Below are 23337 nucleotides of genomic sequence, written 5' to 3'. Positions count from 1 at the left end.
CTAACCGAAGCCGATGCACCGCAACCGAAGCATCGCCGCGCTGATCGTCGCCGCCGGCACCGGCACCCGATCGGGCCAGGCCATCCCCAAGCAATATGTCGCGGTCGGCGGTCGGCCGGTGCTGGCCCATGCGATCGACGCGCTCGCCGCCCATCCCGCGATCGACCGGATCCAGGTGGTGATCGGCGCCGGCCAGCAGGCGCTCTATGCCGATGCGGTCGGCGCGCGCGACCTGCCGCCGCCGCTGATCGGCGGCGCGACACGGCGCGAATCGGTGATCGCCGGCCTGCAGGCAGTCGACGCCGATATCGTGCTGATCCACGACGCCGCCCGCCCCTTCCTGCCGCCCGCAGTGATCGACCGGCTGCTGGCCGCGCTCGACGGCCATGACGGCGCGGTGCCGGGATTACCGGTCGCCGACACGCTGACCCGTGCCGACGGCACGCCCGTCGCGCGCGACGGGCTTTTCCGGATCCAGACTCCCCAGGTCTTTGCCCGCGAGGCGATCCTCGCCGCCCATCTCGGCTGGGATTCGGGTAGCGAAGCCACCGACGACGCCCAGGTCGCTCGCGCCGCCGGGCTCGGGGTCGCGATCGTCGCCGGCGCGGCCTCGCTCGACAAGCTCACCCATGCCGCCGACTTCGCGGCCGCCGATAACGCCCTGGAGGCCCGGATGATCAGCCGCACCGCGACCGGATTCGACGTCCATGCCTTTGCCGAGGGCGATCGCGTCTGGCTCGGCGGGGTGCCGATCGCACACGATCAGGGCCTCGCCGGTCACAGCGACGCCGATGTCGCGCTCCACGCACTGGTCGATGCGCTGCTCGGGACGATTTCGGCCGGCGATATCGGCAGCCATTTTCCGCCGAGCGACCCGCAATGGAAGGGGGCCGCCTCGTCGATGTTCGTCGAACATGCCCGCTATCTGGTCGAGCAGGCAGGCGGAATCATCGACCATGTCGACCTGACGATCATCTGCGAGGCGCCCAAGGTCGGTCGCCACCGCGACGCGATTCGCGCCCGAATCGCCGAACTGCTCGGCCTCGCGCCGGCCCAGGTGAGCGTCAAGGCGACCACCACCGAGCGGCTGGGCTTCACCGGACGCAGCGAAGGCATCGCCGCGCAGGCCGCCGCAACCGTTCGCGTGCCGCGCGCCGGTTGACTTTATCGCTGCAGCCGCGAAGGCGGTAACGTCGTTCGGCTATCGCGCCGTCGGATCATATGGGACCAGGCATCGATGCCCGATCATAGTGAGACCGCCCTTCCCGCCGAGCTCGTCGCGGCGGCACGCCAGGTGATCGATGCCAACCGCGCCGCCGGGCTGCGGGTCGCGGTCGCCGAAAGCTGCACCGGCGGGCTGGTATCGGCCGCGCTGACCGAGATTCCCGGATCGTCGGACGTGCTCGACGCGGCGTTCGTCACCTATTCGAACGACGCCAAGACCCGGCTGGTCGGGGTTTCCGCCGACCTGATCGACACGTTCGGCGCGGTCTCGATCGCGGTCGCCTGGGCGATGGCGCGCGGTGCGCTCGAGCGCAGCGGCGCCGATGTCGCGGTGGCGATCACCGGCGTCGCCGGCCCCGGCGGCGGCACCGAGAAGAAGCCGGTCGGCACGGTGGTGTTCGCGGTCGCCCGCAAGGGTGCCGAGCCCGAGGATATCGTCGCCGACAAACGCCATTTCGGCGATCTCGGCCGTGGCGGGATCAGACTTCAGGCGGCGCTGTGCGCGCTCGAACTGCTGATGCCGGGCGCATCGGTGGCCGAGGACGCGTAGAGCTTGCGGGCGCGTTCCTCGAACGCGCCGATCATCATCCGCAGCGCCTGGGCGAACACCTGGCCCGCGACCATCTCGAACAGCCGCGACTTGAATTCGAAGTCGATCGCGAAATCGACCAGCGTGCCGCCCTTGCCGTCGGGCCGGAAGCTCCAGTCGTTGCGCAGATATTTAAGCGGCCCGTCGACATAGTCGACATGGATGCTCGACGGCCGCTGCTTGGCCACCCGCGAGGTGAATTTCTCGCGCAGCGCCTTGAACCCGACCATCAGGTCGGCGGTCATCTCGGTTTCGCTGTCCGAGGTGATCCGCACCGCCGACACCCAGGGCAGGAACTGCGCATAGGACGAAACATCCGCGACCAGATCGAACATCTGCTCGGGGCTATAGGGCAATGCCCGGGTCTCGCTGTGCCGGGGCATGTCAGGCGGTCGCGGCGGCGGCCCTGGCGAGCTGGGCGTTGCGCGCATCGCGCAGTTTCGCGAAATCCGCGCCGGCATGATAGCTCGAACGGGTCAGCGGGGTCGCCGCGACCAGCAGGAAACCCTTGGCCCGGGCGATCGCGCCATAAGCCTCGAAGCTCTTGGGGGGCACGAACTCGGCGACCTTGGCATGTTTGGGGGTCGGCTGGAGATATTGGCCCATCGTCAGGAAATCGATGTTGGCGCTGCGCATGTCGTCCATCACCTGATGGACCTCGAGCCGCTCCTCGCCGAGCCCGACCATGATCCCCGACTTGGTAAAGATCGTCGGATCGAGCCGCTTGACGCTTTCGAGCAGCCGCAGCGACGCATAATAGCGCGCACCCGGCCGAATCGTCGGATAGAGCCGCGGTACCGTTTCCAGATTATGGTTGTAGACGTCGGGCCGCGCCGCGACGATCATCTCGATCGCGCTGTCGGCCTTGTTGCGGAAATCGGGGGTCAGGATCTCGATCGTCGTCGTCGGGGTGGTGCGGCGGAGCGCCTCGATCACCTTGACGAACTGCTTGGCGCCGCCATCGGGCAGGTCGTCGCGGTCGACCGAGGTCACGACGATATGTTCGAGACCCAGTTCGGCGGCGGCATCGGCGACATGCTGGGGTTCGCTGGCATCGACCATCTTCGGCATGCCGGTCTTGACGTTGCAAAAGGCGCAGGCGCGGGTGCAGACATCGCCCAGGATCATCACCGTGGCGTGTTTCTTGGTCCAGCATTCGCCGATGTTCGGACAGGCCGCCTCCTCGCACACCGTGGCGAGGTTCAGGCGACGCATAAGAGTCTTCGTCTCGTTGAACGCGGCGCCGATCGGCGCCTTGACCCTTATCCAGTCGGGCTTGCGTTGCTTGACCGCCGGGATGCCGGCGGGGACGATGGGGGCTGGATCTGCTTCGCTCATGCCCGCCAGATAGGACAAGCCGGCGCCACTTGCCAGTGCCAGGATGTGCGCCTAACCGATCGCCTTAAGTGCCACGACGACCCAAAGGAGCGATCCGACCGATGAGCGAGCTTGCCGGGACCGATTTTGCCGGACTGATCTCCGGTTACCACCGCTTCAAGACCGGCGGCTGGCAGCGGCAGCGCGCGCGCTGGGCCGAACTCGCCGATGGGCAGAGCCCCAAGGTGATGGTGATCGCCTGTTCGGACAGCCGGGTCGACCCGACCCAGATCTTCGATACCTCGCCGGGCGAGATGTTCGTCGTGCGCAACGTCGCCAATCTGGTGCCCCCGTTCGAGGAATCGCCGGGCCTGCACGGCGTATCGGCGGCGCTCGAATTCGCGGTGACCCAGCTCGAGGTGCCCGAGATCGTCGTGCTCGGCCACCAGGCCTGTGGCGGCTGCAACGCGGCGCTGACCCAGCGCTTCGAACATGCCCCCAAGGGCCGGGGCGGCTTCATCGCCGACTGGATCACCCTGCTCGATGAAGCGCGCGCCAAGGTGATCGCCGAACATGGCGAAGGCCCCGAAGCGGTTCGCGCGCTCGAACTTGAGACGGTCAAGGTGTCGATCGCCAATCTGCGGACCTTCCCCTGCGTCCCGATCCGCGAGGGCAAGGGCAAGCTGCGCATCCACGGCGCCTATTTCGCGATCGCCGATGGCGTGCTCCATCTGCTCGACGAGGCGACCGGCGAGTTCAGCCCGGCCTGAACCACATCGAGGAACGGGAACGGCGATAGGCCCCCGGGCGTTGGCGCCATCGGAAATACCGATAGGAGCCGATCATGAAACTCGCCTTGCTAATGGCCACCGCGTTCGTCGCGGTGGCGCCGCTTCACGCCCAGACGACCGACCCGAGCGTCGATTCGCCGCCCAAGACCGATCCCGCCCATGTCGCCGCCGACGCCGCCGAGCGGCCGGTCACCCGATCGCTCAACAATGCGGTCGACGGCAATATCGCCAACACTCAGATGGATAATGCCGAGGCACAGGGCCAATATGCGGCCGATCGCGCCGCCTATGTCGCGGCGGTTCGCCAGCACAATCGCGAGGTTCGCGCCAACGACCGCACGATCGAACGGCAGCAGATCGCCTATGCCGATGCGATGGCCGACTGGCGCGCCCAGGTCGCCGCCTGCCAGCGCGGGCATCAGCGCGCCTGCGACATGCCCCCGCCCGATCCGATGAACTATATGTGATATAGAAAGGGCGGCATCGGCAATCCGATACCGCCCTTTTTGCGTTCAGACTGAGTGCGTTAGCGAGTGAGCTTCTTATAGGCACTCGCCCCCGGCCGATCGGCGGCCTCGCCGAGGCGACGCCGCTTATCCTCTTCGTAGCTCTCGAAATTGCCCTCGAACCATTCGACATGACCATCGCCTTCGAAGGCGAGGATATGGGTCGCGAGCCGGTCGAGGAAGAAGCGGTCATGGCTGATCACCACCGCGCAGCCCGCGAAATTCTCGAGCGCCTCCTCGAGCGCGCGCAGCGTCTCGACGTCGAGATCGTTGGTCGGTTCGTCGAGCAGCAGCACGTTGCCGCCCTGGCGGAGCATCTTCGCCATATGGACACGGTTGCGCTCACCGCCCGACAACGACCCGACCTTCTTCTGCTGGTCGGGGCCCTTGAAGTTGAACGCGCCGACATAGGCGCGGGTCGACATTTCGAACTTGCCGACGGTCATGATGTCATGGCCGCCCGAGACTTCCTCCCAGACATTCTTGGTGGGGGTCAGCGCGTCGCGGCTCTGGTCGACATAACCGAGCTTGACCGTGGTGCCGATCTCGACCGTGCCCGAATCGGGCTTTTCCTGGCCGGTGATCAGCCGGAACAACGTGGTCTTGCCCGCGCCGTTCGGCCCGATCACCCCGACGATACCGCCCGGCGGCAGCATGAAATCGAGCCCGTCGAACAGCTTCTTGTCGCCATAGCTCTTGGTCAGGCCATGGACCTCGATCACCTTGCCGCCGAGACGCTCGGGGGTCTGGATGACGATCTGGGCCTTGCCGGGCGCACGGTTGTTCTGCTTTTCGACCAGTTCGTCGAACGCGCGGATACGCGCCTTCGACTTGGTCTGGCGCGCCTTGGGGCTCTGCCGGATCCATTCGAGCTCGTCCTTGATCGCCTTCTGGCGACCGGCGTCCTCGCGCTCCTCCTGGTCCATCCGCTTCGACTTGGCGTCGAGCCAGGCCGAATAATTGCCTTCGAACGGGATGCCGCGGCCGCGATCGAGCTCGAGCACCCAGCCGACGACATTGTCGAGGAAGTAGCGATCATGGGTGACGAGGATGACGTTGCCCGGATAGTCGATCAGATGCTGTTCGAGCCAGGCGACGCTCTCGGCGTCGAGATGGTTGGTCGGTTCGTCGAGCAGCAGGATCTCGGGCTTTTCGAGCAGCAGGCGGCACAGCGCGATGCGGCGCTTCTCGCCGCCCGACAGCTTCGACACCGGCCAGTCGCCGGGCGGGCAGCGCAGCGCTTCCATCGCGATTTCGAGCTGGTTGTCGAGCGTCCAGCCATCGACCGCGTCGATCTTCTCCTGAAGCGTGCCCATTTCCTCGAGCAGCGCGTCGAAATCGGCATCCTCGGGCGGATCGGCCATCAGCGTCGAGATTTCGTTGAATCGGTCGAGCATGTCGGCGACCTGGCGGACGCCGTCCATGACGTTGCCCTTCACGTCCTTCGATTCGTCGAGCTGCGGCTCCTGCGGCAGATAGCCGACTCGGGTGCCGTCGGCCGCCCAGGCCTCGCCGACATAGTCGGTGTCCATGCCCGCCATGACCTTCATCAGGGTCGACTTGCCGGCGCCGTTGACGCCTATGATCGCGATCTTGGTGCCGGGCAGGAACTGGAGGTGGATGTTGTTGAACAGCGGCTTGTTCGCGCCGGGGAAGGTCTTCGTCAGACCCTTCATCACATAGCTATATTGCACGGCCATCGCGCGTGGACCTCATTCGGGCTGGAACATCAGGAAATGTGCCGTCGCCACTAAACGACCCCGTCAGGCTTGGCAAACGCCAGAACCGGCCACCGTAAAAATGACGACGCGAAAATGGCGGCGGGGCAGGATTGGCAAATGGGGATCGTACCGATAGCGTCCAACCCCATGACCAAAATGACGCTGCTGGCGCTTCTCGCCGCATCCGCCCTTCCCGCTCCCCTGTTCGCCCAGGCCGCCCCGTCGCAGACCGCGGCGCTGCGCGACGCGGCGCTCGCCGACAATCTGGCCTGGGACATCACCGAGGGGCTGACCACCGAGATCGGCCAGCGCAAGGCGGGCAGCGAGGCCGAGGCGCGGGCGCGCGACTGGGCGGTGATCCGGCTGAAGGCGCTTGGTTTCCAGAATGTTCATATCGAGACATTCGACGTACCCTATTGGGAACGCGGCGAAGCGAGCGCCGAGATCGTCGCCCCCTTCCCGCAGAAGCTGGTGCTCGAGGCGCTCGGCAACAGCGCCGGCACCCCGGCCAAGGGGCTGACCGCCGAGGTGATCGGCTTCGCCAGCCTGTCCGCGCTCGAGGCAGCCGATCCCGCCGATATCAAGGGCAAGATCGTTTTCCTGACCCACCGCATGGCCGCGACCCAGGACGGATCGCAATATGGCCCGGTCGGGCAGGTTCGCCGCAGGGGACCGTCGGTCGCCGCGAAGAAGGGGGCCGCCGCGATCCTGATCCGCTCGATCGGCACCGACCATCACCGGGTGCCGCATACCGGCGTCCAGGCCTGGGACGAGGGCGTCAAGCCGATCCCGGCGCTCGCGCTCGCCAACCCCGATGCCGACCAGCTCGAACGGGTGCTCAAGCGCGGCAAGCCGGTGACGATCGCTCTCGACGTCAGCGCGCATATGTCGACCAAGCACCAGTCGGGCAATGTGATCGCCGAGGTACCGGGCCGCGATCCGTCGCTGGGCGTGGTGCTGGTCGGCGGCCATCTCGACAGCTGGGATCTCGGCACCGGCGCGATCGACGATGCCTCGGGCGTCGCGATCAGCACCGCCGCGGCCAAGCGGATCATGGACGCCGGCCAGCCGCTGCGCACGATCCGCGTCGTCTGGTTCGGATCGGAGGAGATCGGCCTGTTCGGCGGCGCGGCTTATGCCAAGGCGCATGGCGGCGAGAAGCATCATGTCGCCGCCGAGTCGGACTTCGGCGCCGACAAGGTCTGGAAGTTCAGCACCGACGTCATGCCGTCCGCGCTGCCGGCGATGAAGCCGATCGCCGAGGCACTGGCGCCGCTCGGCATCTCGATGAACCCTCGCAATGGCGAGGCCGGCGGTTCGGACACCGACCCGCTCCAGGAGGCGGGCGTGCCGGTCCTCGCGCTCAACCAGGACGGCACCCGCTATTTCGACCTCCACCACACCGCCGACGACACGCTCGACAAGATCGATCCCGAGCAGTTGCGCCAGAATGTCGCGGCCTGGACGGCGATGCTGTCGGTGGTGGCCAATGATCCGCAGGATTATGGTCCGGTGCCCAAAACGAAATAATACCGATCCCGGTGAGCTTGCTCATCGGGATCGGGTATCAGCCCGTGCGGCGCTTGAGCCTATCGATCGAGGATGCGTCAGCATCTTCGAGATCGCATATAAGCCGGCCCGCGGTCAGCCGATCAGCAGATCGCGGGTCTCGACGACCCGGCAATATTCGCCGTCGAGATTGGCCAGCGACATCGCATGAACCTCGCCGGCGCTGCGCTCGACGCCCGACCAGTCGGTGCGCGCGAAGGTGAAACAGGCGTCCTCGGCGAGCCACACCGCGAAGCCGAGATTGCCGGCATGGCGCACGCTGGTCTCGACCGAATTGTTGGTGATCACGCCGGCGACGACGAGCCGGTCATGTCCCCGAGCCTTGAGGCGTGCTTCGAGATCGGTGCCGACGAACGCGCTGTTGACCCGCTTGGCGATCACCGGTTCGCCCGGCAGCGGGCCCTGCCCCTCGCGGAAGTCATGGCCAGGCTGTCCGGGGCGGTAATGCGACAAGGCGTCGGTCGAATCGTGCCGGACATGCCAGACCGGCCAGCCCCGCGACCGCCAATGGTCGAGCAGCGCCGCGACATGGGCTTCGGCCCGCGGATTGTTGCGGATGCCCCAGTCGGGATGATCGATCGCCCGCTGCAGGTCGATCAGCAGCAGCACCGCGCCCGCCGTTTCTCCCGCCTCAGCCATCGTTGACCAATCGCTGCTCGGGGAGCGCCGCCAGATCGGCGGCACCGCTCTCGCGGGCCAGCGCCTCGATGGCGGGGACGTCCTCGATATCCTTGTTGCCGGTCTCGATGTTGAGCTCGCGGAACTTGCGGCCGGTCACCAGCGCGCGGCTCTCGAAGCTCGACACGAACTTGTTGTAATTCTCGACCGCGCTGTTCAGCCCCGACCCGACCCGGCGCATATGCCCGGCGAGCGCGGCCAACCGCTCGTACATCTCCTTGCCGAGCGCGCCGATCTCGCGCGCTTCCTCGGCCAGCCGCTCCTGCCGCCAGACGCTGGCGACGGTTCGCGCCAACGCAACGAGGTTGATCGGGCTGGCGATCAGCACCCGGCGATCATGCGCCCAATCCCACAGCAGCGGATCCTGCTCCATCGCCGCCGACAGGAAATGCTCGCCCGGGATATACATGACGACATAGTCGGCGGCGTCGCCGAACCGGTCCCAATAGCTTTTCTGGCCGAGCTGGCCGGCATGGGTCCGCAGCGCCGCGGCATGCGCCTTGAGCAGGGTGGTGCGGGCGGCCTCGTCGACCTCTTCGCTCGCGTCCATATAGGCGTTGAACGAGCATTTGGCGTCGACCACCAGCTTGCGGCCGCCGGGTAGCCGGATGATCACGTCGGGGCGCAACCGCCCGTCCTCGGTGTCGACCGAGACCTCGGTGGTGAAATCGGCATAAGGCGACAGCCCGGCCTGTTCGAGCACGTTGCGCAGCGACTGTTCGCCCCAGCGGCCCCTCGCCTTGGGGCTGGCGCGCAGCGCGTTGACCAGCTTCGCCGCCTCGTCGCGGACCTGCCCCTGCCCGACCCGGACCTGGTCGACCGCCTCGCGCAGCCCGGCATAGCTGTCGACCCGCTCCTTCTCGACCTTGAGCAGGCCTTCCTCATAGCGTTTCAGCGTGGTCTCGACCGGCGAGAGCAGCGCCTTGATCTGCGCCTCGTTCTTTTCCCCCGCCTGCGAGAAACGCTGGTCGGCGCGTTCGAGGAACTGGCGTTGCGCCTGGTCGAGCAGCCGGGCGCCGACCTCGGAGAATTGCGCCGACAATTGCTCCTTCGCCTCGCGTAGCTGCGCGAGCTGGGCTTCGAACGCCTCGGTCCGCGCGGCGGCATCGGCCTGCAGCCGCGAGCGCTCGACCTCGGATCGGCCGAGCGATTCGCGAGTCGCATCGAGCGCGGTCCGCGCCGCGTCGAGATCGCGCCGAAACTGGTCGATCTGATCGGCCTGCGCCCGTGCGCGGTGGATCTCCGCTTGGGCGGCGAGCAGGTCCCGGCGAAGCTGGTCGCGCTCCCTCGTCAATGCCGCACTGCCCCACGCCTTCAGTGCCCAGCCGATAACCAGCCCAAACAACAGCAAAATCGGTCCGATGAAGGCAAATTCGAGGGGCATGATCCGCCAATGCGCAAAAGAGAACAGAAGGCGAACTTATCCGCTTTCATTCTTTGATTGCAAGGGCGCAACAATCACTTCCCATTAACAAACGAAGGCGTATGAATGGATTCGGGGAACATGGCGGCACCGGGCTCGGGGTCGCCTTTTGGGGACGGGGATTCTGCATGGCGACGACCGCCAGCGCACCGGATTTGGCATCGAAGGCACGCAAGGCGTCCGGATCGGCCGCCAAGGGCCTGCGCAAGACCATCAAGCAGATCGGCGCGACGCGGCTGATCGCGACCGCGATCTTCCTCGTGCTGGGCCTCGCCTTCGCGCGCTACAGCTGGGGCATCGTGCTGGCGCAGGACGCCGAGCGCGCGCTCTACGACGTGCGTTCGCTGCTCGCGAGCCCGCATGTCGAGACCGACCCGCGGCTGACGATGGTGACCTTCAACGAGGAAACGTTGCGCCTGACCGGCCGGCGCTCGCCGCTCGACCGGTCGATGCTGGCCAAGGCGCTGCTCCAGCTCGACCAGATGCACCCCAAGGCGATCGGCATCGATATTCTCATCGACCAGCCGACCCCCGAGGACCAGATCCTGATCGACGCGTTCAGGACGATGAAGACGCCGACCTTCCTGGGTCTGGCGACCAACAAGAGCAACCCGAACTTCATGACCCTCGACCAGGAGAATTTCCTGCGCGACTTCATGAAGCAGACCGTGCCCGGCAACGTCCATTTCACCAGTATCCGGCTTCAGGCCGACAATGACGGGGTGATGCGCAGCTGGCCCGACCAGCCGCGCGACCTGCCGCCGCTGATGGCCAATTCGCTGACCAACGGCTATCCGGCGTTCCGCGACTATCAGGGATCGATCCGCTACCGGATGCCGGTCAATGTCGAGCGCCCGGTGTTCGACAAGCTGCCGGTCGAGCTGATCGCCAACCCCGACATCCTCGAGGCGATGAAACCGCAGATCGAAGGGCGCTATGTCCTGATCGGCGGCAACATCCCCGACGTCGACCAATTCACGACCCCCGCCTCGCGGATCAAGAATCCGCAGACCGGCATCGTCGGCGAGACCACGATCGGGCTCGAGATCCACGCCAATCTGCTCGCGCAGATGCTCGACAATGTCATGCTGCCCAAGATCCCGGGCTGGGGCCTGTGGCTGATCGCGATCGCGATCGTGCTGATGGGCGCGCTGACCAGCGTCGCCCAGTTGCGGATCTGGTGGCTGTCGCTGGTGCTGCTGGCCCAGGCGGCGATCCTGTTCGCGGTGCCCTTCTTCCTGCAGTTCAAGGGGATCGATACCCAGGGGCTGCCGGTGTTCGGCTGGTTGCTCGGCTGGGTGTTCGCCTATTCGGCGGTCGGCACCGCGGCGCGCGGCATCGGATCGGAACAGCGCAACTTCGCGCAGGGCGCGCTCGGCAAATATCTGCCGCGCGATATCGCCGCCGACATCCTGAAGAATCCCGAGCGGCTCTCGCTCGGCGGCGAGAAGCGCGAAATCTACGCGCTGTTCAGCGATCTGGAGGGCTTCACCAAGCTCAGCCACCAGATCGAGCCGGAAATGGTCGCCTTCCTGCTCAACCGCTATCTCGACGTGCTCAGCGAGACCGTGCTCGAATATGGCGGGACGATCGACAAGTTCGTCGGCGATGCGATCGTCGCCTTCTGGGGCGCGCCGATCAGCCGGCCCGACGACGCCGACCGCGCGGTCAAATGCGCGGTGGCGATGTACGAGGCCGGCGAACAGTTTCGCCTCGACGCCCCCGAAGGCGTGCCGCCGATCGGGGTCACCCGGGTCGGCGTCCATATGGGCGAGGCGATCGTCGGCAATTTCGGCGGCGAGGGTCGCATCCAGTACACCGCGCTCGGCGACTCGATGAACACCGCCTCGCGGCTCGAGGGCGCGAACAAATATCTCAAGACCAAGACCCTGGTCAGCGACACCGTCGTCGAACAATCGACGCTCGGCTATTTCCGTCCCATGGGCCGCATCGCGGTTTCCGGCCGATCGACGCCGATGCCGGTCTTCGAACCGGTGCCGCATCTTTCGATGGCTTATGTGACGTCTCTCACAGACATGCTTCGTCGTTTCGACGATGGTGATCCTGCAGCGATGGGGGAACTCGAATCCCTGCTCGCTACGGATAGCGGTGATAAGGCGCTCGCCAATCTGGTAGAGCGTCTCAAGGAAGTTGGACCCGGAGGGTATAGTGCACTCGATAAATAAGCGCCTGTCGCAGGCTTCGTTTGCGACGTTCCTGGCTCTGACCCTATCGGCCAGTGCCATTGCCGCTCCGCTGGTGGTTCGCTCCGCCGGTCCGTCGGCCAAGGCCTATCCGGCGGGCAAGGCGCTCGCCGACAACGCCAAGATCACGCTCAAGGCCGGCGACACGATCGTCCTGCTCGACGGCAAGGGCACCCGCACGCTGAGCGGCCCCGGCACGTTCAGCGCGACCGCGACTCAGGTCGCGGCGGCCTCGACCTCGTCGACGATGGCGGCGTTGGTCTCGGGCGGCGGCGAACGCCGGGCCCGTATCGGTGCCGTGCGTTCGGTCAGCGGCACCGACAAGAGCGGCAAGAACCCCAGCGTCTGGTATGTCGATCTCAGCCGCAGCTCGAACATGTGCGTGGTCGATGCCGCCAACGTCACCGTGTGGCGCCAGAATGCCGATGCCGCCGCCGACGTCACCGTGACCCGCGTCGCCGACGGCGCGACCGGATCGCTCAAATTCTCGGCCGGCCAGTCGAACATCGCCTGGCCGAAGACGGTCGCGGTCGCCGACGGCAGCCAGTACAAACTGAGCTGGGACGGCGCCAAGGCCCCGACCGCAGTCAAGTTCATCGTCGTCAAGCCCGAGACCCAGGACATCCAGGGCATGACCCAGTCGCTGATCAAGGCCGGCTGCCAGGCCCAGGTCAACCAGGTCATCGAGGCGACCGCATCGGCCGACAAGCCGGCACCGGAAAAGCCCGCCCCCAAGGGCTGAATATCTTCATCGAAGCAGCAGACTGGGTCGGCAGGGTTCGCCTTGCCGGCCCTTTTCTTTGTCGGTGGCCTTCGACGCGCAAAAATGCTGTAGAGCGCGCACCTGTCTGATCTGATACCCGATCCCGGTGAGCTTGACTCATCGAGATTGGGTATCAGCCCGTGCGGCGCTTAAGCAAATCGATCGAGGATGCGTCAGCATCTTCGAGATCGCGTATGAGGCCTTGAATGACGATCCCTGCCCCCGCCGGCGCCGAAATGATGTTCTTCGACAGCCTCAGCCGGTCGACCCGCGCCTTCGCGCCGATCGATCCGACGATGGTGCGCCTCTACAGCTGCGGGCCGACCGTCTATAATTTCGCCCATCTCGGCAATCTGCGCGCCTATGTCTTCACCGACACGCTGCGCCGGACGCTCAACTGGAAGGGCTGGCCGGTCAATCACGTCATCAACATCACCGATGTCGGCCATCTGACCTCGGACGCCGACGACGGCGACGACAAGATGGAGAAGGCCGCAGCGCAGGCGGCCAAGACGATCTGGGAGGTGGCGGCCTTCTATACCGATGCGTTCAAGGCCGATCTGAAGGCGCTCAACATCCGCACCCCGACCGTGTGGAGCGTCGCGACCGACCATATCCAGGACATGATCGCCTTTGCCCGCGCGATCGAGGCGCATGGCGCGTCCTACCAACTCGACAGCGGGCTCTATTTCGACACGTCGAAGGTTCCCGATTATGGCCGGCTCGCCGGCGCCAAGCCCGACGAGACGATCGGCCGCATCGCCGAGGTCGAGGGCAAGCGCAACCCGGCCGATTTCGCGCTGTGGCGGCGGTCGGCCGAAGGCGAGCAGCGCCAGATGGAGTGGCTGTCGCCCTGGGGCCCTGGCGCGCCCGGCTGGCATCTCGAATGCTCGGTGATGAGCATGAAATATCTCGGCGAGCAGTTCGACATCCACACCGGCGGGATCGACCATCGCGAGATCCACCATTGCAACGAGATCGCCCAGAACCAGGCTTTCACCGCGACCGAGCAATCGGGTGCAAATTTCTGGATGCACAATAATTTCCTGGTCGATCGCGGCGGCAAGATGTCGAAATCGAAGGGCGGCTTCGCGACGCTGGCGAGCGTGATCGACAAGGGCGTCCACCCCCTCGCCTACCGCATGCTGTGCCTGTCGGCGCATTATCGCGGCGAGCTCGAATTCTCGCCCGAGGCGCTGGCGGCGGCGCTCACCCGGCTGCAGCGACTGACCCTCGCGGTCGGCCAGATCCGCGCCAAGGCGGGCGAGCCGGACTGGCTGCGCGTCGTCGCCGAAAGCGGCGCCACCAAGGGCGCGTCCTTCGCCTATCAGCGTGCGGTGATCGAGGACGGGCTGTCGGCGGCGGCGGTGACGCTGCTCGAGCGCTTCGACGAGGCATTGTCGAACGACCTTATGGTCCCACAGGCGCTGCCGCTGCTCGAACAGGCGGTCGCGGCCAAGGGCTTCGATCCGGCCGAGGCGCTGCGGCTGGTCGCCTCGATGGACCTGGCGCTCGGGCTCGACCTTCTCGAAACGGGACGGTCGGACCTCAGGGTCCGGCCCGCCGATGCGGCGATCGGCGAAGCCGAGGTCGAGGCGCTGATCGCCGAGCGCCAGGCCGTGCGCGCTGCCAAGGATTATGCCGCGTCGGACCGGCTGCGCGACGATCTCGCCGCGCGCGGGGTGACGGTGATGGACGGTGCCGGCGACATGCGCTGGGACTGGATGCTCGACCTTTGAAAGTCGCTTCCGAAAACCCCTGTTCGACACGAAAGAAATGACTTAGCACTCCCAACCAGACGGGCGCGCGCAGGGGCGCATCACGGCCCTGGGGGAGATGTTATGGCGACGAAGGCATCCGATCTTTTCATCCAGTGTCTCGAAGAAGAAGGCTGCGAATATATCTTCGGCGTGCCCGGCGAAGAAAATCTCGACATGCTCGACAGTCTGTCGCGGTCGACGAAGATCAAGCTGATCTTGACGCGCCACGAACAGGGCGCCGGCTTCATGGCCGCGACCTATGGCCGCCACACCGGCAGGACCGGCGTCTGCATGGCGACGCTCGGGCCGGGCGCGACCAATTTCGTGACCGCGGCGGCCTATGCCCAGCTCGGCGGCATGCCGATCCTGATGGTCACCGGCCAGAAGCCGATCAAGAGCTCGAAGCAGGGCCGCTTCCAGATCCTCGACGTCGTCGACATGATGCGGCCGATCACCAAGTTCACCCACCAGCTCGCCTCGTCGGACAATATCCCGAGCAAGGTCCGCGAGGCCTACCGCCTCGCCGAGGAAGAGAAGCCGGGCGCCACCCATATCGAGTTCCCCGAGGACATCGCCGACGAGCATACCGACTCGCGGCCGCTCAAGGCGTCGATCGCCCGCCGCCCCTCGGCCGAGCCGAAGGCGGTGCGCGCCGCGGTGAAGATGATCGAGGAAGCGAAGTCGCCGGTGCTGGTGATCGGCGCGGGCGGCAACCGCAAGCTCACCGGCCGGATGCTGCTCCAGCTGGTCGAGAAGACCGGCATCCCGTTCTGCACGACCCAGCTCGGCAAGGGCGTGATCGACGAGACCCACCCCAAATTCCTCGGCTGCACCGCGCTGTCGGCCGGCGATTTCGTCCATCGCTCGATCGAAAATGCCGATCTGATCGTCAATATCGGCCATGACGTGATCGAAAAGCCGCCCTTCTTCATGAAGAATGGCGGCTGCCCGGTGATCCACATCAGCTCGAAGACCGCCGAAGTCGATCCGGTCTATTTCCCGCAGGTCGAGGTGATCGGCGATATCGCCAACGCGATCTGGCAGATCAAGGAAGACATCGTTCCGTCGGGACGCTGGGATTTCGATTTCATGTTCAAGGCGCGCGCCGCCGAGGTCGCCCATACCGCCTCGCTCGACGGCGATGAGCGCTTCCCGATCTTCCCGCCTTATGCGGTTCGCAAGATCCGCGAGGCGATGCCGTCGGACGGGATCATCTGCCTCGACAACGGCGTCTACAAGATCTGGTTCGCGCGCAACTATCCGGCGCGCCAGCAGAACACCGTGCTGCTCGACAACGCGCTGGCGACGATGGGCGCGGGCCTGCCGTCGGCGATGGCGTCGGCGATGGTCTATCCCGACCGCAAGATCATGGCGATCTGCGGCGACGGCGGCTTCATGATGAACAGCCAGGAAATGGAGACCGCGGTCCGCCTCGGCCTCAATCTCACCGTGCTGATCCTCAACGACAACAGCTATGGCATGATCCGCTGGAAACAGGCGAACATGGGCTTCAAGGATTGGGGGCTGACCTACAACAACCCCGATTTCGTCAAATATGCCGAGGCGTACGGCGCCAGCGGGCATCGGGTCGAAAGCGCCGAGCATCTGCCAAAGCTGCTCAAGGAATGCCTCGACACGCCCGGCGTCCATCTGATCGACTGCCCGGTCGATTATTCGGAAAACGACCAGATCTTGAACAAGGACATCAAGGCGCTCAGCAAGGCGGTCTGAGGCGCGGTCGCCCCTTCCCACCGGGAAGGGGCACGGCACCGATCGGGGGCTCGCCCCGCCAGGCAATGCGCGCGTCCTCCGACGACCGGAGGCGACGAGGAAGGCAGACAATGAAGCTCAAGGACACCTACCCGCTCTACCTCGCCAACGAGGCGCAGCAGCCCAACACCGATCTTGCGGTCACCGACAAGTTCACGGGCGAAGTTGCGACGCGGGTGGCACTGGCCGACGCCGCGACGATCGACGCCGGCATCGCCGCCGCCGCGGAGGCCGCCGAACCGATGCGGCTGATGCCGGCCTATGAGCGGCAGGCGGTGCTCCAGCACTGTGTCGACCGTTTCACCGAGCGCAAGGACGAACTGGCCTATGCGCTGTGCATCGAGGCGGGCAAGCCGATCAACGACTCGCGCGGCGAAGTCGGCCGGCTGATCGACACCTTCCGGATCGCCGCCGAGGAATCGGTGCGGATGACCGGCGAAGTCCAGCCGCTCGACATCTCGCCGCGCGCCAAGGGCTATCAGGGGATCTGGAAGCGCGTGCCGATCGGCCCGTGCAGCTTCATCTCGCCCTTCAACTTCCCGCTCAACCTCGCCGCGCACAAGGTCGCGCCGGCGCTCGCGGTCGGCTGCCCGTTCGTGATGAAGCCCGCGAGCCGTACCCCGCTCGGCGCGATCATCATGGGCGAGGTGCTCGCCGAGACCAACCTGCCCAAGGGCGCCTTCTCGATCCTGCCGGCAAGCCGCGACGGCGCCGACCTGTTCACCACCGACGACCGGCTCAAGCTGCTCTCCTTCACCGGCTCGCCCGATGTGGGCTGGGAGCTCAAGGCCAAGGCCGGCAAGAAGAAGGTCGTGCTCGAACTCGGCGGCAATGCCGCGGTGGTGATCGATGCCGACGCCGATCTCGACGATGCGGTCGCTCGCACCGTGTTCGGCGCCTTCTACCAGTCCGGCCAATCGTGCATTGGGGTGCAGCGCATCCTCGTCCATGTCGACGTCTATGACGTCTTCAAGGAAAAGTTGGTCGCGAAGACGAAGACGCTGATCGCCGGCGATCCGCATGACGAGAAGACCTTCGTCGGCCCGATGATCGACGTGAAGGAAGCCGCGCGACTCGACAAATGGATCCAGGAGGCGATCGCCGGCGGCGCGACCCTGCTGTGCGGCGGCAAGCGCGAAGGCGCGATGCTCGAAGCGACCCTGCTCGAGAATGTCGGCCGCGACACCAACCTCAATATCGAGGAAGCCTTCGGCCCCGCCGCCTTCCTGATCCCGTTCCGGGACTGGAAGGAAGCGCTCGATATCGTCAACGACTCGAAGTTCGGCCTGCAGGCCGGGATTTTCACCCGCGATATCTTCAAGGTGCTCGATGCGTGGGACGAACTCGATGTCGGCGGCGTCGTCGTCAACGACGTACCGAGCTACCGGGTCGACAATATGCCTTATGGCGGCGTCAAGGATTCGGGCCTCGGCCGCGAAGGGATCAAGTTCGCGATGGAGGACATGACCGAAATCCGGAATCTCGTCATTCGGCGTCGGTCAAGTATAGGCCGGTAAGTATAAGAGTTGATTGATTGCTTGCCGCGCAATAAAGATAGGCTCAATTATATCGTGACGACGTCGGGGGCGACCGATCGTTACGTCGAGGCTGGCCAGGGAGCGTCGATTTGGGGGGAAAGCTGTCGGACAGGCTGTCCATCGCATTTGGCGCGTTCGGCGTCGCCCTCGCCGCGCTCGCGATCCTGATCGCCGGTCTCGGCGGATGGGCGTCGACCGCCAATGCTTCGGCCTCCTCCAATATCCGGGCGATCCACGTCGGCGTGGCTTCGTGCGCCGGTTCGACCTGCCATGGTCGCAGCGAACCGACCGGCAAGGTCGTGCGCCAGGACGAGCTTCTCCAATGGCAGGAACCCTCGTCGCCGGGCGGCGCGCATAGCCGTGCCTTCGCGGTGCTCGACGGCCCGCGCGGCCAGGCGATCGCGGCGCGACTCGGGCTCGGATCGGCGACCAGCGCGCCGATGTGCCTCGGCTGCCACAGCGATCCCGCCACCAGCGGCAAGGGCCCGCGTTTCCAGACCAGCGACGGCGTCGGCTGCGAGGCCTGCCATGGCGGCGCCGGCGAGTGGCTGACCAGCCATTATGCGGTCGGCGGCACCCATGCCGCCAATGTCGCGCGCGGCCTCTATCCGCTCGACAATCCCCGCGCCCGCGCCGACCGCTGCCTCGACTGCCATCTCGGCAGCGACAAGCCCGGCCAGTTCGTCTCGCACCGGATCATGGCGGCGGGCCATCCCCGGGTCTCGTTCGAGGTCGACCTGTTCAGCACGCTGCAGATGCATCACGACGAGGATGCCGACTATGTCCAGCGCAAGGGCCGCACCAACAATGTGAAGCTCTGGGCGGTCGGCCAGGCGAGCGCGGTCGCCCGCGCGACATCGCTCTACGCCAATCCGCGGCTCGGCACCGACGGGATCTTCCCGGAGATCACCTTCTTCGACTGCCAGACCTGCCATCGCCGCATCTATGACGGCCCCAAGGGCCGTGCGACCTGGGTCGCCAATCCCGGGCGGCCGATCCCGTCGGGCATGCCGGCGTTCAACGACGAGAATATGATCATGCTGGCGGCGGCGGCGAAGGTCGCGGCGCCGGCGATGGCCGCAAAGCTCGACACCGACAGCCGCGCCTTCCACGCAGCGCTCGCCAAGGATCGCGCCTCGGCGGTGCAGGCCGCGGTCCGGCTCGGCGGCACCGCCAATGCGCTCGCCGACAGCTTCAACCGGTCGAACCTCGGCCGCGCGGAGATCTTCGCGATCATCGACACGATCTCGGGCAATGCGATCTCGCCGCGCTTCACCGACTATGAAGGCTCGGTACAGGCGGTGATGGCGGTCGACACGCTGCTCAACGCGCTGGTCCGCGGCGGCTATGTCGCCGAGGGCAGCGCCCGATCGATCCGCGGCTCGATCGACCGCGCCTACAAGGCGGTCGACGATTCGAACGATTACGACCCGGTCAAATTCCGGACGGCGCTCGCCCAGGCAACGTCCTCGATAAAGGCCCTCAAATGACGTTTGCTTCGCGTAGCATCGGCTTGTTCACGGTTGCAGCCTTCGTCCTCGCCTCGTGCGGCGGGGGCGGATCGAGCTCGAGTTCGAACGGTGGCCTGCCGCCGTCGACCGCGACCCCCGACATCACCGTCACCGACAGCGTGTTCACCGCGCCGGCGGCGGCCAATCTGACCAGCGCCGATGTCGGCAAGGTGATCGCCCAGGCGGTCGAGGAAGCCGCCGCGCGCAGCAAGCCCGCGGTGATCGCGGTGACCGATCGCACCGGCAATGTGCTCGCGGTCTTCCAGATGACCGGCGCGCCGACGACCTTGACCGTCGGCACCCAGACCAGCGAACGCACCGTCACTCCCGGAGATCTCGAGGGGCTGAGCGTCCCCGGCAACGCCGCGACCAACCCGGTCGTGCTCGCCGCGATCGCCAAGGCGGTGACCGGCGCCTATCTTTCGTCGTCGGGCAATGCCTTTTCGACCCGGACGGCGAGCTATATCGTCCAGGAGCATTTCCCCAAGGCGCCCAACACGATCGGGCTCGAAAGTGGCCCGCTGTTCGGGGTGCAGTTCAGTTCGACTCCCTGTTCGGACTTGAACGCGCATTATGCCCCGGGCGGATCGCTGGTGCTCAACGCGGTTTCGCAGGTCGAACAGACCGCGGGAGGGCTGGTCGGACCGAAGCGCTCGCCGCTCGGCCTGTCGGCCGATCCGGGCGGCATTCCGCTCTACAAGAACGGCGTCGTCGTCGGCGGGCTCGGGGTGATGTCCGACGGGCTCTACAGCTATGACGGCAATTCGGTCGCGACCGACAGCGATCCCGACGAATATATCGCGATCGCCGGCGCCACCGGCTATGATGCGCCCGACGCGATCCGCGCCAATCGCATCTCGATCGACGGCACCCTGCTCGCCTATCTCGACGCGTCGGCGGCCGACCTCAAGACCACCCCGGGCAGCGCCCGCGCCTTCTCGGCGCTCGGTTCGCTGGGCGCGCTGGTGTCGGTGCGCGGCTATTATGCGCAAGGCACCACCCCGGCCCTGCTCGACGGCGCGGTCTATGGCAGCGAAGCCTCGGGCATCCGCCAGGCCACCGCGGCCGAACGCAGCGCCGGCACCGTGGTCGCCAATCCCGATGCGTTCATCCTGACCGACGGATCGGGCAACAACCGCTTCCCGATCCGCGGCGGCACCGATGCCGCGGATGTCGCGCAGCCGTTGACCGCCGCCGAGGTCAAGGCGATCCAGGAGGAAGCTTTCCTGGTGATGGCCAAGGCGCGCGGCGCGATCCGCAAGCCCGACGACAGCCGCGCCCAGGTGTCACTCAGCATCGTCGATACCCATGGATCGGTGCTCGCGGTGGTCCGGGCGCCCGACGCGCCGCTGTTCGGCATCGACGTCTCGCTCGAAAAGGCGCGCACCGCGGCCTTCTTCTCGAACAGCAAGGCGTCGGCCGATCTGAGCGCCAATGTCGCGCCGGGCTTCGCCGGCTCGCCCTCGGTCGCGAGCTATGTCGGCGCCGCAAACAGCTTCATCGGCCAGAGCGGTTTCCTGACCGGCCAATATGGCGTGTCGGACCGGCTGTTCGGCCTGCTCGCCCGCCCCTATTTCCCCGATGGCCAGGTCAACACCGCCAACGGCCCCTTCTCGCGCCCGTTCGCGGCGTGGAGCCCCTTCTCCGACGGGCTGCAGAGCACGCTGGTCACCCCCAACATCGTCCAGCACGTTCTCTTCGTGCTCGGGCTCGGTGCCAGCGACACCCCGCATCGCTGCACGGCGACCCCGGCGATCGCCGGCAAGGTCCAGAACCGGCTGCAGAACGGCATCCAGATATTCCCGGGCGGCACCCCGATCTACCGCGGCAATGTGCTGGTCGGGGCGATCGGCATTTCGGGCGACGGCATCGACCAGGACGACATGATCTCGTTCCTCGGCACCTATAATGCCAGCGTGCGGCCGATCAGCGTCGGGCTGGCGCCGCTGGCGATGCGCGCGAGCCAGATCAAGTTCACCCAGGCGAACAACGCCAACCTCCCTTATGTCCAGTGCCCGGTGCAGGAATTCGCCGGATCGACCAAGACCCTGGACATTTGTACCGGCAAATGACGAGCATGCTCCCCTCCCTGATGCAGGCGGTGGTGCTTGCGGCGGCGGCCCCCGACGAGGTCGCGGCCACCCCGCCCGCTCCGCCGGCGCCGGTCGCCGCCGTTTCCCCGGCCGCCGAACCCGAGGAGCGGTCGATCGAAGGGCGCAAGCGTCCGGGCGCAGCGCCGGCCGAACTGCCCGCGCAGGTCACCCAGAAGAATATCGGCGCGGTGCTGGCGCCGCCCCCCGAGGCGTTCCCGACCGACGAATTCCCGATCCCCGATCGCTGGCGGCTCGCCAAGGCGCTGTGCCCCGACAAGAATTTTGTCGGCGTGCAGGCGATCTGCCATTCGCATTTCGACCCCTATCATCAGAATTATCTGAAGGGCGACCGGCCGATCCCGATCGACAAGAAGCCGGGCTGGCTGCCGATCCATGGCGACGACTGGTTCTTCGTGCTGTCGGGGATATCCGACACGATCGTCGAGCCGCGCTCCTTCCCGACCCCGGCGAGCCGCCAGGTCGTCGAGCGTCCCGAGCAGAATGGCGTGTTCGGTCGCCAGGAAAGCCTGGTCGCCGCGCAGACCTTCATCGTCTCGACCGCGCTGATCAAGGGGTCGACCGCGTACAAGCCGCCGGACATCGAGTATCGGCTGACGCTGGCGTACAATATCAACTATGCCAATGTGCAGGAACGCCGCGTCCTCAACGTGAGGCCGTCGAAGAAGACCCAGCGTTACGACGACTGGCTCGGCGTGCAGGAACTGTTCATCGACAAGCATCTGGGCAACCGCTCGGATCGCTACGACTTCGACTCGCTCAGGATCGGCATCCAGCCTTTCCAGTCCGATTTCCGCGGCTTCCTGTTCAACGACAATAATCTCGGCGTCCGCCTGTTCGGCAACCGCGACAACAACCGCTATCAATATAATGTCGCGGCGATCTGGCGGCTCGAAAAGGACACCAACAGCGGCCTCAACGACGTCACCCGGAAACCGCGCGACGATTATGTCCTGTTCGGCAACCTGTTCATGCAGGATTTCCCGATCGCGGGGATGACGTCTTTGGTGTCGGCGACCGCCAACATCAACCGCGAGACCAAGATCAAGGTCGACGACAACGGTTTCCCGATCGTGCCGGTGCTGCTCGGCGACCTCAAGCCGCGCAAATATGAAGCATATTATGCCGGCTACAGCGTCGACGGCCGGCTCAACCGCTTCGCGCTGTCGGCGAGCGCTTATGGCGTGCTCGGCCGCGACAGCCATAATCTGTTCACCGGCCGCGAAGCCAAGATCCGCGCCTTCTTCGGTGCCGCCGAACTCAGCTACGACATCGACTGGATCCGTCTGAAATTCTCGGCGCTCTACGCGAGCGGCGACAAGAAGCCGTACGACAACACCGAAAACGGCTTCGATGCGATCCTCGAAAACCCGATCTTCGCGGGCGCCGACACCAGCTACTGGATCCGCCAGTCGATCCCGTTCGCGGGCGGCGGCCGCGTGGTCAGCATCAGCCAGCGCAACGGCATCCTCAACGATCTACGGTCGTCGAAGGACCAGGGCCAGTCGAATTTCAACAATCCGGGGACGATGCTGCTCGGCGTCGGCGCCGATCTCGACGTGCTGCCGCAACTGCGGGTCTCGCCGCAGCTCAACCATCTGTGGTTCCAGAACACCCAGACGCTCAAGGCGCTGCGCGTCGAAGGCAGCATCCCGCGGTCGATCGGCTGGGATCTGTCGACCGCGCTCGTCTACCGGCCGTCGATGGTCCAGAACGCGGTGTTCCGGCTGTCGGGGGCGATCCTGCAGCCGGGGCGCGGTCTCAAGGACCTCGTCACCAACAGCAAGGGCGACAAGCGTTATTATTCGGTGCTGTTCAACGGCATCCTGACTTTCTGAGGACTTCATGCAGGCATCGGGAAA

18 protein-coding genes are annotated in these 23337 nt (G+C 66.0%); 13 read left to right on the top strand and 5 right to left on the bottom strand.

All coding sequences use genetic code 11. The features are described 5' to 3' along the window. Window positions 1–13 precede the first annotated feature (13 nt). Window positions 14–1162, top strand: coding sequence for a bifunctional 2-C-methyl-D-erythritol 4-phosphate cytidylyltransferase/2-C-methyl-D-erythritol 2,4-cyclodiphosphate synthase (locus AC1RM6_RS06280; protein WP_493099157.1), 1149 nt, complete (start codon window positions 14–16; stop codon window positions 1160–1162). A 75-nt stretch (window positions 1163–1237) separates the two neighbouring features. After that, window positions 1238–1774: a CinA family protein gene (locus AC1RM6_RS06275; RefSeq protein ID WP_493099155.1), complete on the top strand. Its 537-nt coding sequence runs from the start codon at window positions 1238–1240 to the stop codon at window positions 1772–1774. On the opposite strand, the gene AC1RM6_RS06270 is transcribed toward AC1RM6_RS06275, so the two are convergent. Beyond that, window positions 1711–2196 carry a type II toxin-antitoxin system RatA family toxin gene (locus AC1RM6_RS06270; protein ID WP_493099153.1) on the bottom strand — a complete coding sequence of 162 codons (486 nt, stop codon included), beginning with the start codon at window positions 2194–2196 and terminating at the stop codon, window positions 1711–1713. The two genes, AC1RM6_RS06275 and AC1RM6_RS06270, sit on opposite strands and share 64 nt — an antisense overlap. Window position 2197: 1 nt before the next feature. Next, window positions 2198–3151, bottom strand: coding sequence for a lipoyl synthase (gene lipA, locus AC1RM6_RS06265; protein ID WP_493099151.1), 954 nt, complete (start codon window positions 3149–3151; stop codon window positions 2198–2200). Window positions 3152–3252: 101 nt separating this feature from the next. On the opposite strand from lipA, the gene AC1RM6_RS06260 reads away from it, so the two are divergent. Both AC1RM6_RS06260 and AC1RM6_RS06255 read left to right on the top strand, forming a co-directional pair. After that, on the top strand, window positions 3253–3900 hold the full coding sequence (locus AC1RM6_RS06260) for a carbonic anhydrase (protein WP_493099149.1): 648 nt from the start codon (window positions 3253–3255) through the stop codon (window positions 3898–3900). A gap of 74 nt (window positions 3901–3974) precedes the next feature. Then, window positions 3975–4388, top strand: coding sequence for a hypothetical protein (locus tag AC1RM6_RS06255; protein ID WP_493099147.1), 414 nt, complete (start codon window positions 3975–3977; stop codon window positions 4386–4388). A gap of 59 nt (window positions 4389–4447) precedes the next feature. On the opposite strand, the gene ettA is transcribed toward AC1RM6_RS06255, so the two are convergent. Then, window positions 4448–6127, bottom strand: coding sequence for an energy-dependent translational throttle protein EttA (ettA, locus tag AC1RM6_RS06250; RefSeq protein WP_493099145.1), 1680 nt, complete (start codon window positions 6125–6127; stop codon window positions 4448–4450). A gap of 168 nt (window positions 6128–6295) precedes the next feature. Between ettA and AC1RM6_RS06245 the strand changes: the two genes are divergently transcribed. Next, window positions 6296–7678: a M28 family peptidase gene (locus AC1RM6_RS06245; protein ID WP_493099142.1), complete on the top strand. Its 1383-nt coding sequence runs from the start codon at window positions 6296–6298 to the stop codon at window positions 7676–7678. A gap of 114 nt (window positions 7679–7792) precedes the next feature. On the opposite strand, the gene AC1RM6_RS06240 is transcribed toward AC1RM6_RS06245, so the two are convergent. Further along, complete coding sequence (locus AC1RM6_RS06240; protein WP_493099140.1) at window positions 7793–8356, bottom strand: cysteine hydrolase family protein; 564 nt, start codon at window positions 8354–8356, stop codon at window positions 7793–7795. Further along, window positions 8349–9779 (bottom strand): DNA recombination protein RmuC, encoded by a 1431-nt coding sequence (locus AC1RM6_RS06235; RefSeq protein ID WP_493099138.1) that lies wholly within the window; start codon window positions 9777–9779, stop codon window positions 8349–8351. Before AC1RM6_RS06235 ends, AC1RM6_RS06240 begins: the two co-directional genes overlap by 8 nt. 167 nt (window positions 9780–9946) lie before the next feature. Between AC1RM6_RS06235 and AC1RM6_RS06230 the strand changes: the two genes are divergently transcribed. The 8 genes from AC1RM6_RS06230 to AC1RM6_RS06195 all read left to right on the top strand — a co-directional run bounded on the left by AC1RM6_RS06230 (window position 9947) and on the right by AC1RM6_RS06195 (window position 23313). Continuing rightward, entirely contained in the window at window positions 9947–12004 is a 2058-nt protein-coding gene (locus tag AC1RM6_RS06230; RefSeq protein WP_493099136.1) for a CHASE2 domain-containing protein, read from the top strand. 73 nt (window positions 12005–12077) lie between these two features. Further along, a complete protein-coding gene (locus tag AC1RM6_RS06225; protein ID WP_493099133.1) occupies window positions 12078–12764 on the top strand; it encodes a hypothetical protein in 687 nt (228 codons plus the stop codon). Window positions 12765–12991: 227 nt separating this feature from the next. Further along, window positions 12992–14524: a cysteine--tRNA ligase gene (cysS, locus tag AC1RM6_RS06220; protein WP_493099130.1), complete on the top strand. Its 1533-nt coding sequence runs from the start codon at window positions 12992–12994 to the stop codon at window positions 14522–14524. A gap of 102 nt (window positions 14525–14626) precedes the next feature. After that, window positions 14627–16276, top strand: a complete 1650-nt coding sequence (locus tag AC1RM6_RS06215; protein ID WP_493099128.1) for an acetolactate synthase large subunit — start codon at window positions 14627–14629, stop codon at window positions 16274–16276. A 110-nt stretch (window positions 16277–16386) separates the two neighbouring features. Then, window positions 16387–17832, top strand: a complete 1446-nt coding sequence (locus tag AC1RM6_RS06210) for an aldehyde dehydrogenase family protein (protein ID WP_493099126.1) — start codon at window positions 16387–16389, stop codon at window positions 17830–17832. A gap of 110 nt (window positions 17833–17942) precedes the next feature. Beyond that, the gene (locus AC1RM6_RS06205) at window positions 17943–19343 is read left to right on the top strand and encodes a multiheme c-type cytochrome (protein ID WP_493099124.1); all 1401 of its coding nucleotides are present in this window, start codon (window positions 17943–17945) and stop codon (window positions 19341–19343) included. Continuing rightward, complete coding sequence (locus AC1RM6_RS06200; RefSeq protein ID WP_493099122.1) at window positions 19340–21436, top strand: heme-binding protein; 2097 nt, start codon at window positions 19340–19342, stop codon at window positions 21434–21436. Before AC1RM6_RS06205 ends, AC1RM6_RS06200 begins: the two co-directional genes overlap by 4 nt. Further along, complete coding sequence (locus AC1RM6_RS06195) at window positions 21433–23313, top strand: hypothetical protein (protein WP_493099120.1); 1881 nt, start codon at window positions 21433–21435, stop codon at window positions 23311–23313. The genes AC1RM6_RS06200 and AC1RM6_RS06195 overlap by 4 nt, the downstream gene beginning before the upstream one ends. Window positions 23314–23337: the final 24 nt, after the last annotated feature.

This window comes from Rhizorhabdus sp. GW822-FHT03C02 (assembly GCF_058801765.1).
This window is presented reverse-complemented; position numbering and strand designations above follow the sequence as displayed.

What these genes read in the sequence shown, in the direction of transcription:
- AC1RM6_RS06280 (WP_493099157.1), top strand. Translation starts at nt 14, where the DNA reads ATGCACCGCAACCGAAGCATCGCCGCGCTGATCGTCGCCGCCGGCACC.
- AC1RM6_RS06275 (WP_493099155.1), top strand. Translation starts at nt 1,238, where the DNA reads ATGCCCGATCATAGTGAGACCGCCCTTCCCGCCGAGCTCGTCGCGGCG.
- AC1RM6_RS06270 (WP_493099153.1), bottom strand. Translation starts at nt 2,196, where the DNA reads ATGCCCCGGCACAGCGAGACCCGGGCATTGCCCTATAGCCCCGAGCAG.
- lipA (WP_493099151.1), bottom strand. Translation starts at nt 3,151, where the DNA reads ATGAGCGAAGCAGATCCAGCCCCCATCGTCCCCGCCGGCATCCCGGCG.
- AC1RM6_RS06260 (WP_493099149.1), top strand. Translation starts at nt 3,253, where the DNA reads ATGAGCGAGCTTGCCGGGACCGATTTTGCCGGACTGATCTCCGGTTAC.
- AC1RM6_RS06255 (WP_493099147.1), top strand. Translation starts at nt 3,975, where the DNA reads ATGAAACTCGCCTTGCTAATGGCCACCGCGTTCGTCGCGGTGGCGCCG.
- ettA (WP_493099145.1), bottom strand. Translation starts at nt 6,127, where the DNA reads ATGGCCGTGCAATATAGCTATGTGATGAAGGGTCTGACGAAGACCTTC.
- AC1RM6_RS06245 (WP_493099142.1), top strand. Translation starts at nt 6,296, where the DNA reads ATGACCAAAATGACGCTGCTGGCGCTTCTCGCCGCATCCGCCCTTCCC.
- AC1RM6_RS06240 (WP_493099140.1), bottom strand. Translation starts at nt 8,356, where the DNA reads ATGGCTGAGGCGGGAGAAACGGCGGGCGCGGTGCTGCTGCTGATCGAC.
- AC1RM6_RS06235 (WP_493099138.1), bottom strand. Translation starts at nt 9,779, where the DNA reads ATGCCCCTCGAATTTGCCTTCATCGGACCGATTTTGCTGTTGTTTGGG.
- AC1RM6_RS06230 (WP_493099136.1), top strand. Translation starts at nt 9,947, where the DNA reads ATGGCGACGACCGCCAGCGCACCGGATTTGGCATCGAAGGCACGCAAG.
- cysS (WP_493099130.1), top strand. Translation starts at nt 12,992, where the DNA reads ATGACGATCCCTGCCCCCGCCGGCGCCGAAATGATGTTCTTCGACAGC.
- AC1RM6_RS06215 (WP_493099128.1), top strand. Translation starts at nt 14,627, where the DNA reads ATGGCGACGAAGGCATCCGATCTTTTCATCCAGTGTCTCGAAGAAGAA.
- AC1RM6_RS06210 (WP_493099126.1), top strand. Translation starts at nt 16,387, where the DNA reads ATGAAGCTCAAGGACACCTACCCGCTCTACCTCGCCAACGAGGCGCAG.
- AC1RM6_RS06200 (WP_493099122.1), top strand. Translation starts at nt 19,340, where the DNA reads ATGACGTTTGCTTCGCGTAGCATCGGCTTGTTCACGGTTGCAGCCTTC.
- AC1RM6_RS06195 (WP_493099120.1), top strand. Translation starts at nt 21,433, where the DNA reads ATGACGAGCATGCTCCCCTCCCTGATGCAGGCGGTGGTGCTTGCGGCG.